This is a genomic window from Phycicoccus sp. Root101 (assembly GCF_001426245.1).
In the GTDB taxonomy this organism is placed as follows: Bacteria; Actinomycetota; Actinomycetes; order Actinomycetales; family Dermatophilaceae; genus Pedococcus.
Genome location: NZ_LMCM01000001.1, coordinates 692,849 through 705,416 on the forward strand (window position 1 = coordinate 692,849; position 12,568 = coordinate 705,416).

The 12,568-nt window shown below is 74.0% G+C and carries 8 protein-coding genes; 2 read left to right on the forward strand and 6 right to left on the reverse strand.

Translation table 11 applies throughout. The annotated features are described in order from the left end of the window. Positions 1–81: 81 nt before the first annotated feature. Together ASC58_RS03200 and ASC58_RS03205 are read right to left on the reverse strand one after the other, a co-directional pair. A complete protein-coding gene (locus tag ASC58_RS03200; RefSeq protein ID WP_056918316.1) occupies positions 82–2,274 on the reverse strand; it encodes an ATP-dependent DNA helicase UvrD2 in 2,193 nt (730 codons plus the stop codon). A gap of 54 nt (positions 2,275–2,328) precedes the next feature. Beyond that, complete coding sequence (locus ASC58_RS03205) at positions 2,329–2,775, reverse strand: PPOX class F420-dependent oxidoreductase (RefSeq protein ID WP_056918317.1); 447 nt, start codon at positions 2,773–2,775, stop codon at positions 2,329–2,331. A gap of 97 nt (positions 2,776–2,872) precedes the next feature. On the opposite strand from ASC58_RS03205, the gene ASC58_RS03210 reads away from it, so the two are divergent. Then, positions 2,873–3,136: a glutaredoxin domain-containing protein gene (locus ASC58_RS03210; RefSeq protein WP_056915343.1), complete on the forward strand. Its 264-nt coding sequence runs from the start codon at positions 2,873–2,875 to the stop codon at positions 3,134–3,136. 55 nt (positions 3,137–3,191) lie between these two features. Here the strand turns inward: ASC58_RS03210 and nudC are convergent, their stop codons facing one another. Continuing rightward, positions 3,192–4,115, reverse strand: a complete 924-nt coding sequence (gene nudC, locus ASC58_RS03215; protein ID WP_056918318.1) for an NAD(+) diphosphatase — start codon at positions 4,113–4,115, stop codon at positions 3,192–3,194. 41 nt (positions 4,116–4,156) lie between these two features. Here nudC and ASC58_RS03220 point away from each other — a divergent pair, with 41 nt between their 5' ends. Beyond that, complete coding sequence (locus ASC58_RS03220; protein ID WP_056918319.1) at positions 4,157–5,590, forward strand: phosphotransferase; 1,434 nt, start codon at positions 4,157–4,159, stop codon at positions 5,588–5,590. Position 5,591: 1 nt separating this feature from the next. Here the strand turns inward: ASC58_RS03220 and ASC58_RS03225 are convergent, their stop codons facing one another. The 3 genes from ASC58_RS03225 to ASC58_RS03235 all read right to left on the reverse strand — a co-directional run bounded on the left by ASC58_RS03225 (position 5,592) and on the right by ASC58_RS03235 (position 12,562). Beyond that, a complete protein-coding gene (locus tag ASC58_RS03225; protein ID WP_056918320.1) occupies positions 5,592–8,945 on the reverse strand; it encodes an ATP-dependent DNA helicase in 3,354 nt (1,117 codons plus the stop codon). Further along, entirely contained in the window at positions 8,942–12,133 is a 3,192-nt protein-coding gene (locus ASC58_RS03230; protein ID WP_235529093.1) for an ATP-dependent DNA helicase, read from the reverse strand. Before ASC58_RS03230 ends, ASC58_RS03225 begins: the two co-directional genes overlap by 4 nt. Positions 12,134–12,214: 81 nt before the next feature. After that, positions 12,215–12,562, reverse strand: coding sequence for an MGMT family protein (locus ASC58_RS03235; protein WP_056915348.1), 348 nt, complete (start codon positions 12,560–12,562; stop codon positions 12,215–12,217). Positions 12,563–12,568 lie beyond the last annotated feature (6 nt).

The window sequence follows — 12,568 nt, forward strand, 5'->3', positions numbered from 1 at the left end:
GCTCGTCAAGGGTAGGGCAGCGGTTGCGACGACAGCAACGGATTTAACGAGAAATTCGGGAACAGATTGGTGAACGACTGGCTATTCGTCGGAATCCGTTGCAGCAGAACGACTTTCGAGCACCTCATCCGCGGTGGCGCCGCCGAGGACAGCCAGCACCTGCTCGCCGTACAGCCCGAGCTTGCGGGCGCCGACCCCGGAGATCTGGGCCAGCTGCCCCTCGGACGTGGGGACCCGCTCGGCGATCGCGGTCAGGGTGGCGTCGGTGAAGACCACGTAGGCCGGCACGCTGCTCGCGCGGGACACGGCCAGCCGCCACTCGCGCAGGCGCTCGAAGGTGGCCTCGTCGTACGTGGGCGGACAGTCGTCGCAACGACCGGTCTTGCGCTGGGCCGCGGTGGTCAGCTCCGTGCCGCACGAACGGCAGTGCGCCGGCAGCACCGGCTTGCCTGCCTTGCCCCCGGAGCGGCGTCCTCCCGACGCGTTCTTGGGCTGGGACCGCGCCCCGTCCCCCAGGATGCTGGCCGCGCCGTCGAGGAAGCGGGAGGGCCGCCGGCTGGCCCGGGCACCTGGCGTGCGGGCCCCGGACCACGAGAGCCGCAGCTCCTTGCGGGCACGGGTGACGCCGACGTAGGCCAGGCGGCGCTCCTCCTCGATGGCCTCGGGGGTGTCTGCCATGGTGATCGGCAGGTACCCGTCCGAGACGCCGGCGAGGAACACGACGTCCCACTCGAGGCCCTTCGCCGCGTGCAGGGACGCGAGCGTGACGCCTTGGACCGCGGGAGCGTGCTGCGCTGCGGCGCGCTCGTCGAGCTCGCGGAGGAAGTCGGGCAGACGCGCCTCGGGACCGGCGGCCACGAGGTCGTCCGACAAGGCGGCGAGGGCGGCCAGGCTCTCCCACCGCTCCCGCGCGGCGCCTCCGGCGTTCGGGGCCTCGCGCGTCCACCCGGCTCCGAGCAGGACGTCGCGGACGAGCTCCGGCAGCGGGACCGAACCGTCGTCCGAGCGCGCCGCACCCCGCAGCAGGAGGATCGCGTCGCGCACCTCCTTGCGGGCGAAGAACCGTTCGCCACCGCGCACGAGGTAGGGGATCTCACGCTCGGACAGCGCCGACTCGAAGGCCTCGGACTGCCCGTTGGTGCGGAACAGCACCGCCATCTGGCCGGGCGACATGCCCTTGGCGACGCGGTCGGCGATCTCGGAGGCCACCGCGGCGGCCTCCGCCGGGTCGTCCGGGTGCGCCGTGAGGGACGGCGTCGGGCCGTCGCCGGCCTGGGCCTGGAGCTGGACCGCGTTGCTGCGCATCGCCCCGGACGGCCCTCGCACGATGAGGTTGGCGAGACCGACGATCTGGGGCGTCGAGCGGTAGTTGCGCACCAGTCGCACGACCTTGGCGGTCGGTCGCGCCGTCGGGAACTCCAGCAGGTGGCGGGGACTGGCGCCGGTGAACGAGTAGATGGTCTGGGCCGGGTCGCCGACCACGCACAGGTCGTCGCGCTCCCCCACCCACAGCTCGAGCAACCGCTGCTGCAGGGCGTTGACGTCCTGGTACTCGTCGACGACGAAGTGCCGGTACTGCGAACGCACGGCGCGGGCGATGTCGTCACGCTCCGCGAGGATGCCGACGGTGAGGAGCAGGACGTCCTCGAAGTCGATGACCCCGCGCTGGGTCTTGACCTGCTCGTAGGCCTCCAGCACCCGTGCCATCGCCGTCGCGTCGAGGCCGGGCGGCTCCCGGCGCGCGGCGCGGGCCCCGGCGGCATACGTCTCCGGGGTGAGCATGGAGACCTTGGCCCACTCCACCTCGGCGGCGAGGTCACGGATGGCGGTGCGGTCGCGGGCGAGGTCGAGGCGCAACGAGGCGGCGGCCTGGGCGACGGCGGCGGCCTTCTGCGCCATCACCTCCGGCGCGGCTCCGCCGATGGCCTGCGGCCAGAAGTAGTGGAGCTGGCGCAGTGCCGCCGCGTGGAACGTGCGGGCCTGCACCCCGACGGCGCCGAGGTCGCGCAGCCGCGTGCGCATCTCGCCCGCGGCCCGCGCCGTGAAGGTGACGGCCAGCACGCGCTGCGGCTGGTAGGCGCCGGAGTGGACGCCGTAGGCGATGCGGTGGGTGATCGCGCGGGTCTTGCCGGTGCCGGCACCGGCGAGCACGCACATCGGGCCGAGCGGGTGGGCCGCGACCTCGCGCTGCTCGGGGTCGAGCGCGGCGAGCACGTCGTCCGGGGAGGGAGCGACCGCACCGAACGGCGTCAGGGGCGAGGGGAGGTTGGGCATCGCCCGCGATCCTGTCAGACGCCGCCGACGCCGCCCACGTGAGGCGGGGCCGCGCTACTGCTGCAGCCCGTAGACGCGCGTCACCCGCAGGCGCAGGACCAGCCGACCGTCGGCCACCATCGCCGCGCGGTACTCGGCCCAGTCGGGGTGGTCCTCACCGCGGATGGTGCGGAAGAGCTCCACGAGCTCGTCCACCGTCGCGTCGTCCTCCGCGCGCGCGACCGGTGACAGCTCCGCGTCACCCTCGAGGACGGCATACGACCACCCGTCGGCCGAGGTGACCAGCAACGACGCCCTCGGGTCACGACGCAGGTTCGCGACCTTCGCCCGGCCGTCGACGACCGACACCCGCACGGTGGGGCCGCCGTCGGCAGCCGGGTCGAAGGCGTAGTTGACCATCGACAGCTGCGGGCGGCCGTCACGCTTGAGGGCGGCGAGCGCACCGAGGTGTCCGGCGGCGGCGAGGGCGAGGAGGTTCGGGTCGAGGGCTGTGGGGCTCATGGGTCATCATGGACACAGACCGGCGCGCGCGGAAGATTGTGCGGCCCGTCGGCGTTGGACCCTGCGACCACTCCCGATCGAGAGAGAGCACCTCCAGATGTCGTCCCTCAAGGCCCCGGCCCCCGGCTCCGTGACCATGTTCACCACCTCCTGGTGCGGTTACTGCAACCGTCTCAAGGCGCAGATGGGGCGCGAGAACATCCCGTTCACCGAGGTGAACATCGAGGAGGTCCCGGAGGCCGTGCAGTTCGTCATGGACGCGAACGACGGCAACCAGACCGTCCCGACGCTGCTCTTCCCGGACGGCACCGCCGCCACCAACCCCTCGATCAACGAGGTCAAGAAGCGCCTCGCCTCCTGATCCCCGGGCGGGCGCGACGTGCCGCCCCCACCGGACCGACCTTGCCGACGCGCCCCTAGGGGACGTCGGCGATCTCGTGCCCGAGCCAGTGCTCGACGATCCGCCGGGCGATCGACACCCGTGGCGACACCGTGAGCGAGCCGTCGGCGACCGCCGCCAGCAGCTGCTCGCGGGTGTACCAGCGCGCCTCGGCGATCTCCGACTCCTGCAGCGTGAGCTCGGCGGTGGTGGTCCTGGCCGTGAAGCCGACCATGAGCGAGCTGGGGAACGGCCAGGCCTGGTCGCCGAGGTACTCCACGGCGTGGACCTCGACCCCGACCTCCTCGCGCACCTCGCGCGCCACCGCCCCGGCCAGGCTCTCCCCCGGCTCGAGGAACCCCGCTAGCACCGAGAACCGCCCTTCGCCCCACCCGGCCCCACGGGCCAGGAGCAGGCGGTCGTCGGGGTCGACGACCGACATGATCACCGCGACGTCCGTGCGCGGGTAGTGCTCGCTGCCCTCGACCGTGCACCGCCGCAACCACCCCGCCGACGCCGCCTCGGTCGGAGCGCCGCACCGCGCGCAGAACGGGTGCGCCCGGTGCCAGTTGGCCAGTGCGAGCGCCGTGGTGAACAGCGCCGCGTCCCGCTCGCCGAGGAGTGCGCCGACCTGGCGCAGGGTGCGGCCGTCGTCCTCGTGGTCGCCCGCCTCGGGCGGCGGCTCGCTGACGACCGCGACGTATGCCGTCTCGTCGCCGTCCGCACCCAGGAACAGTCCCAGCCGGGTCAGGTCGTGCGGTGCCGGCGGGCGCAGCCGCAGGTGCAGGCCCGGACCGTCCTCGACCAGGTCGACCCGGTCACCGCGGAGCTCGAGGACCCGCGTCGACGGGTCCGCCAGGAGCTCACGGAGGAGGTTCTCGTCCGTGCGCCGGTCCGCAGCCCGGTCCAGACCGGGTCCGGCGAGCGCGAGATTCGGGAGAGTTTTCGCGTAGGAGCCCACGCCTCCACCCTAGGCGTGGCAGATCGGCATACGGTGGGCGCGTGGACCGCAGCCCCCTCTTCCTTGCCGCGCTGGCCAGTGCGGCCGTTCCGGGCCTCGACCCCGCCAGCGTCGAAGCCCTGCCCGGGGCACCCGACCACCAGTACGACGTCGCGTTCGTCCAGGACACCCAGCACCGTCGGTGGGTGATCCGCGTGCCCCGCAGCCAGACTGCGGCGGCGCAGATGGAGTCCACCTTCGCGTTGCTGGCGCTGCTGGCCCGACGCCTGCCGTTCAGCGTGCCGACGCCCAAGGGCTTCGCCGCCCTCAAGGAGGGCGGTCGCGCAGCGATCTACCCCTACCTGCCGGGTCGGAACCTCGACTTCGGGGCCCTGCCCGCCGGTCCCGGGCTGGCGGCCGAGCTCGGCCGGTCGATCGCGGCGTTGCACAACACCGACCACGGGCTGTTCGACGAGGCCGGCCTCCCGGCGTACGACGCGGACACCTACCGGACCCGCCGCCTGACCGAGCTGGACCGTGCAGCCGCCACCGGCCACGTGCCGACGGGACTGCTCACCCGGTGGGAGAAGCTCCTTGAGGACGTCGTGCTGTGGCGGTTCGCGCCCACGCCGACCCACGGTGACCTCACCGGGGACCAGGTCCTCGTGGTGTTCGACGACGACCAGGACGCCTCGACCGGCCGGGTCAAGGCCATCACGGGCTGGGAGGACGCCAAGGTCGCCGACCCCGCCGACGACTTCTCGGCCCTGGTGACCCAGGTGCCCGAGAGCGCACTCGAGACGCTCATGGAGGCCTACGCCCACGCGCGCTCCGAACGACCCGACCCCCACCTGCTCACCCGAGCCCGGCTCGCGTCCCAGATGCGTGCGCTCGGCGACCTCATGGTCGCCGTCGGCGGCGGCGACCGACTGCTCGTGGAACGCCACGCCGCCGGGCTGCGCCGCCTCGACGAGCAGCTGCACGCCGAGGACGAGGCCACGAACGACTACCGCCGCCAGGCCGAGGCCGCCGCCCGGCCTGTGAGCCCCGTCGTCGTTCCCCCGGTGGTCGAGGACGTGGACGAGGACGACGAGGACGTCGCCGTGATGTTCGCCCGCACCGCCGACGCAGACAGCGACACGAACGGTCCCGCGGCGGACGACGGTGCCGCGACGGACGACGACGCAGCGGTCGACCAGCAGCCGCCGACGGACGAGGCGTCCTCGGCTGACGAGGAGTCCCTGACCGACCAGCAGGCGGAGGACGACGTTCAGCCGGCGGACGACGATGAGGACACGGACGCGTTCGCCGTGCCGGTGGACGAGGACCCGACGGACGCCGACCCCGAACCGACCGACGCCGAATCCGCCGACCACCGCGGCGCGGCGACGACCGAGATCCCGGTGCGCACAGGCGGACCGGCCCAGCCGGACCTGCTCGAGTTCGACGAGGACGACCCGGGACCGGAGCACGAGCCCGGCTACACCAGCCGCTGACCTACTCGGGAACTGCCGACAGCAGCGTCGCGAGGTCCTGGTCGTCGGGCAGGTCCGGCCACACCGTCTCGCCGGTCCCGGCGTAGTAGAACGCGGCGTCGACCTCGTCGAGCTCCAGCCCGCGGAGCCGGGCGAAGGCGACCCGGTAGGCGGCCAGCTGCAGCGACCGCACCCGGGCCGCCTCGCCGCTCGGCTTCGCCCCGGTCTTCCAGTCCACGACGCTGAAGCCGCCGCCCTCGCGCGGGAAGACGGCGTCGATGCGGCCACGTACGGCGATCCCGTCGATCACCGTCTCGACCGCGATCTCGATCTCGCTGGGCACGCGCCCGGCCCACTCGCTGGCGAGGAAGTGCTCCTTCATCACCGGGAGCTCGGCGTCGTCACCGGGGTCGTCGTCGGCGCTGCCGGGGAGGTCGACGATGTCGACCATGGCGGCCTGGGCGTAGTGCTGCTCCACCCAGGCGTGGAAGGCGGTGCCCCGACGGGCGGCCAGCGCGGGTGGCTCGGGCATGGGTCGGCGCAGCGTCGACGCGAACCGGTCCGGGTCCTGGGCGAGGGCGACGACGGCCGAGGCCGACAGGTGGCGCGGCAGCAGGACCGTGACGTGGCTGCGCGCGCCCAGGCGGCGCCGCTCCTCGAGCAGCAGGTCCAGCTCCTCGAGCACGGTGAGCTCGGCCCCGGGGATCGGCAGCAGGCCCTGCTCGGACACGTCATCGGCGGGTGACCCGGCGGCATACTCGTCGATCGCGGCCTCCACGAGCCGGGCCCCCTCCGCGAGCGCCTCGCGGCGCGCCTCGAGGGGGTCGGCCGGCCACGGCACCGACACGGCGACCGCGGTGGCGGGGTTCTGGGTGGCCTCGGGGTCGAGGGGGTCGGGCAGGTCGACCCAGGCCAGGCGGCGGACCCGCAGGTCGAGGTCGTCCACGACCTCGGTGAGGAAGCGCGAGGTGACCTTCGGCGTCTTGCCGTCGGTCCACACCGGCGCCGTGAGCAACATGTGGGTCTTGGCGCGGGTGAAGGCGACGTAGGCGAGGCGGCGCTCCTCGGCCACCCCGTGCTCACCGCTGGCCAGCAGGAAGTCCTCGACGCGGGCGTCGATGTCCTTCCAGTCCTGCGCGCCCGGCCAGTCCAGGTGCGGGAGCCCGGACACGTCACCGCGGAGGGCGTACGGGATGCCGCCGTCCTGGAGCCCGGCGATCCACCCGCGCCCCTTGGGGGTGGACAGGGTCCACGTGCCGTCGTCGCCGACCCGGCTGGCGGCCGATGCCAGGGCCGGGAACGACCCCTCCACGAGCCCCGGGACGGCCACGGCCTCCCACTCCAGCCCCTTGGCCGCGTGGACCGTCAGGACCTGCACGGCATCGGTCGACGCCTCGATGTAGCCCTTGTCGAGCCCGCGCTCCTCCTTGAGGGCGGCGGTGAGCCAGGCGAGGAACCCTCCGAGGTTGGGGCGGTCAGCGCTCGTGGTGAAGGTGGCGGCGACGTCGGCGAAGGCGTCGAGGTGGGCCCGGGCCGCGGCCGGCGTGTACCCCTCACGGGCCAGCACCTCGATGTCGAGGCCGAGGGCGCGCTCGGCCTCGCCCACGAGGTCGGCCAGTGGCAGGCTGCTCAGCGAACGCAGCCGGCGGATGGCGTGCTGCAGGCCGACCAGCCGGTGCAGGGCGACCTCGCTGACCGCCTTGTCGTCCCGGCTGCGCCAGCCGAGCGGCGGCAGGTCGTCGACGGCTTCGACGATGCTCACGGTGTCGGCGCTGTCGGGCGACTGGTCGTGGACTGGTGCGGGGGCGCCGCTCGCCTCCCGGTGGCGGACGTCCTGCTGCTGCCGGACGTCCTGCTGGTGGCGAGTCCACGCCATCAGGCCGTCGAGGTCGGCCGCACCCAGGCGGCACAACGGCCCGGTCAGCAGGCGCATGAGCTGGTCGCCGCGGGTGGGGTCGTGGACCACGTGCAGCAGCGAGGTGATGTCCTGCACCTCGGCGGTGAGCAGGAGGCCGCCCAGGCCGACCACTTCGTAGGGGATGGTGCGCGCCTCGAGCGCGTCGATGACGGCGGCGAACTGGGACCGCTTGCGGCACAGCACCGCTGACGACTTCGCACCTGACGCGCGACGGTCACCCAGCCACTGCGCCACCATCGCAGCCTCGTCCGCAGCCGTGAGGACGCGTGCGACCTCGACCGTGCCGGGGCCCGCTCCCGGGCGGGCACCCAGCTGCTCGACCGGCACCGCGGACCTCTCGCGCAGGGGGGTGGCCACGGCGTTGGCCACGTCGAGGATCGTCGCGTCGTTGCGCCAGCTGGTGGCGAGCGGGCGGACCGGCGCAGGGTCCGAGCCGTCGCGGAACTGGTCACGGAAGGCGCTGAGCGTCGTGGCACTGGCGCCTCGCCAGCCGTAGATGGACTGGTGCGGGTCACCGACGGCCGTGACGGGCACGGGTTCCCCGGGAGCCACGAAAAGGGCGCGGAGCAGGTCGAGCTGCGCGGCGGAGGTGTCCTGGAACTCGTCCAGCAGCACGGCACCGAAACGCTGTCGTTCGATGGCACCGATGTCCGGGAAGGTCAGGGCGAGCTGGGCGGCGAGCGCCATCTGGTCGGCGAAGTCCATCGCGTCGCGCTGTCGCTTGAGGGCGAGGTAGCGCTCGACCATGGGCAGCACCCCCGCTCGCGCCCTGAGGGCCTCACGCATCTTCTTCGCCTCACCCGGGAGGTCCTTGGCCCTGCTGGCGCCGGGCGGCAGCGCCGCGAGGGCGGCCAGGACGGTCTCGATGTGCTCGCGCACCTGGGCGGGGGTGACGAGGTGCTCGGCCATCTCCCCGGCGAGGTCGACGACGGCTGCGGTGACGGTCGACTCCGCGTTGGGGACGTCGTCCATGGGCCCGTCGTAGGCCGCCACGACCTCGGAGGCGTACTGCCAGGCCGCGGCCTCCGACAGGAGCCGGGACTCGGACTCGAACCCGAGACGCAGTGCGTGCTCGCGCACCAGCCGTCCCGCGTAGGAGTGGTAGGTCGAGACCGTGGGCGTCCCGCCGAGCACCTCGGCGTCGCTCTCGCCGTCGTCGGGGCGCGGGGTCCAGATCTCGCGCTGCTGCAGCAGCCGCAGCCGGGAGCCGATGCGTTCGGACAGCTCGGTGGCAGCCTTGCGCGTGAAGGTCAGGCCCAGCACCTGGTCGGGCTCGACGAACCCGTTGGCCACGAGCCAGACGACCCGGCCGGTCATCGTCTCGGTCTTGCCCGAACCCGCTCCGGCCACGACCAGCAGCGGCGACATCGGGGCCTCGATGACGGCGACCTGCTGGGGTGTCGGCTCCGGCTGGCCGAGGGCCTCGGCGACCGCTCGCGCCGACCACCGCGGCGTCACAGGACCCTCCCCTCGGGCTGGGCCGGGCAGGAGGACCGCACCTGGCACTGCTTGCACCAGTCCCCCACGCTCGCGAGGAAGGTCGCACCGGCCATCCCCTCAGCGGTCCGCGCGACGAGGTCTGCGGCCCAGGTCGGGTCCTCGTCCGAGGCGAGCGGCTTCTGCTCCTGCAGGGTGGTCTTCACCAGCGCCGCCTTGCCCACCTGGAGCAGGGCGGCGCCGACGGAGGTCGAGCCGTGCTCGGGGAAGGCGCCCTGTTCGACCCCGAGCTGGTAGGCGCCGAGCTGGGGGTGCCGGTCGATCTCGTCGTTGCGGGGCTTGCTGCTGCCGGTCTTGTAGTCGACGACGCGCAACCCGGTCGGTCCCCCTCCGGGCACGGTGACCTCCTCGAGGCGGTCGACCTTGCCGCTGAGCACCGCCCGACCGAGCGTGACCTTCATGTCCAGCTCCGCGCCGAGGCGCACCCAGCCGTGGGACCGCGCCTCGTCGAAGTAGCGCGCCAGCCTGCGGACCATCTCGTGCGCCTCGACCCGCTTGCGGTCCGAGACCCAGCCCGACGGCATGCCGAGCCTGGCCCAGCGGGCGTCGACCTCCGCGACGAGCTCGTCGGCGGCGACGTCGCCCAGCTCGGCGGCGATGTCGTGCACGAGCGTGCCGATGTCTGCGGCCCCGACCGACGGCCCGTCGCCGCCGACGGAACCGAGCAGCCAGCGCAGGCCGCACTTCCCGAACGACTCCACCTTGCTCGGCGAGACCCGCACGAGCTGGTCAGCCGTGCGCAGGGGTCGCTCGTCGGACACCGAGCGCATCACCCACCACTGGCCGGGATCGGCGCCCGGCACCCGCTCGTGCGTGAGCCGGGCGAGGGCCGCGACCGCGGTGCGGCGCGTGCTGCCGTCCTCGGACAGCAGCTGGCGGCGCAGCTCGCCCACCAGGGTGGGCAAGGTCATCGTGCGGGCGACGTCGGCGAACGGCCGGTCGCCGAGCTCGGTGATGGTGTCGGGGTCGACGACGTCGAGGTAGACCGACGGCTGCTCGTCGTCGCTGCGGACTGCGGTCATGACGACCCGGTCGGTGGCCCGGGTCAGGGCCACCAGCAGCAGGCGGGTCTCGTCGTAGCGCACCGCCGCCTGGGCCGCCCGGAACGTCGAGGTGCGCCCCGCGACGACGTCGACGAGTCGCTCGGACCCCAGCAGCGAACCCCGCAGCCGCAGGTCTGGCCAGACCCCTTCCTGCACCCCGGTGACGAAGACCTGGGACCACTCCCGACCGGCGGCGGCCTGGGGGGTGGTGATGGTGACCGCCTCCCCGACGGGTGAGCGGGCCACGAGCGTGTCGCCCGGGATGTCCTGGCTGCCGATGTGGGCGAGGAAGGCCTCGGGGCCGGCCTGCGGCAGGCGGTCGACGAACTTGGCCGCAGCGTCGAAGAGCCCCACGACCGCGTCGAGGTCGCGGTCGGCCCGGGCCGCGGCCGGTCCGCCGGACAGCGCGGCGCTCTGCCACTCGGGTGCCAACCCGGTGGCCGACCACATCTCCCACATCACCGACTCGGCGCTCACGCCGGGCTCCCAGCGCCAGGTGCCTCCCTCGGCCCGGCCGCGCGCGGCCTTGACCCCGGCGGCGATGGTCCGGGCGACCCGTCTGGCAGGGCCTCCCTCCGGCCCGAGCTCGACGAGCGAACCCGGCACGGTCAGGGCCTCCGCGAGCAGCTCGTCGCTGGTGCGGCTGCCGCCCGCGGCCAGCTCGACGCGGCGCAGGGCACGACGCAGCCGGCGCAGTCCCACGGCATCGGCGCCACCGATCGGGGACAGCAGGGCGTCGACCGCCACCTGGGGGGCGATGCGGGGAACGGCGTCCTGGGCGAGGTCCACCCGCACGATGCCGAGGACCACCTTGAGCAGGGTCAGCAGCGGACGTACCGCCACCTCGTCGCGCACGGGGAGGTCGGTGGCGCTGCCGGCCACCGGCACGCCCGCCGACATGAGGACCCGGCGCAGGGTCGAGGTCCGCCCCTGACCGCGGACGACCACCGCCATCTGCGACCACGGGACCCCGTGCCGCAGGTGGGCCTCGCGAAGCTCGGCGGCGACGAAGCTCGCCTCCTGGCTCACCGCCCGCAGCAGCCGGACCTCGACCTGGCCTCCCGGCCGGCCGGGTACGGCGCCGCGCTGGCTGCCACCACCGAGGGCACCGATCTTGGGCGCCACCCGTGCGGCTGCGGCGTGGACGGCTTCCGGGAGGCGGTGGGCCGTGGGGAGGACGAGGGTCGGGCCCTCGCCGAGCGCGGTCCAGCCGTCGGCGAGGTAGCGCGGGTCGGCACCGCGGAACGTCTGCACGGCGCTGTCGGGGTCGCCGAGCAGGACGACGTCGATGCCTGGCGCGGCGACGGTGCGCAGGAGGCGGGTCGCCGCCGAGGTGAGCTCCTGGGCGTCGTCCACCACGACCAGGCGCAGTCCCCTGCGCAACCGGTCGAGGGCGTCGGGGTCCTCGACGAGCAGGTCCGCCGCGGCGCCGAGGATCCACGCGGGGTCGTAGGCGCCGGGCGCGGAGAAGGCGGTCACCTCGTCGTACTCGGCGAGCACGTCGGCGGCGGCCACCCACTCGGGGCGGTCGTGCTCCACACCGAGGCGGGCCAGATCGTCGGGCTCGAGGTCGAGCTCGACGGCCCGCATGAGCAGGTCGCGCAGCTCCGCCCTGAACCCACGGGTGCCCAGGGCCGCGTCGAGCGCGGTGGGCCACGACGGGGCCGGCGTCGCCCCGGCCACGAGCCCGGTCTCGGCCGCGGCGTGGCCGGCCAGCAGGTCGCGCAGGATGACGTCCTGCTCGGGTCCGCTGAGCAGCCGGGGAGCAGGGTCGCCGCGCAGCGCTGCGGCCTGCCGCAGGATCCCGAACCCGAAGGCCTGGTGCGTCCGGGCCAGCGGCTCGGTGGACGTGCGACCGAGCCGCGCGGTGACCCTCTCTCGCAGGCTGCCGGCACCGACGCGCGAGGAGGTCAGCACCAGGCACTGGTCCGGCGTCGCCTCCGACGCCTCGACCCGGGCCACGACCGTCTCGATCGCCACCGTCGTCTTCCCGGTGCCCGGGCCGCCCAGGACGCGCAGCACCCCGCCCCGGTGGGCGACCGCCGCTCGCTGGACCTCGTCGAGCGCGGGCGCGTCGACGACCAGGCTCGGGGCACGGCGGAGCATCAGCACGGGGCCGATTCCATCACCCCGGGCCGACATCGGCGGTCACGCCCCACCGGCGCGGGGCCGACGAACGCGATGCACTCACGCCGAGGGACGGCGGGCGTCCTTCCAGCGGGCGACGGACAGGTCCACCCGGCGGCCGTCCACCTGGCCGCGCACGAGCGGGGTTCCCTCCGACCGGTAGTGGGCGAGCGCCTCGTCCTCGAGCCCTTGGGGGAAGTACCCCCCGGAGCGCAGCACGCGCCACCAGGGGACGTCCGAGCCGTACCTCGCCATCACCGACCCGACCCCGCGCGCACCGCCGCGTCCGAGCACCTCGGCGATGTCGCCATACGTCATGACCATGCCCTCGGGGATCTGGTCGACCACCTCGAGGACGTCGTCGGCGAACTCGCTCGGCTGCCCGAATCCTGTTGCGTCCGTGACCAACTCGGT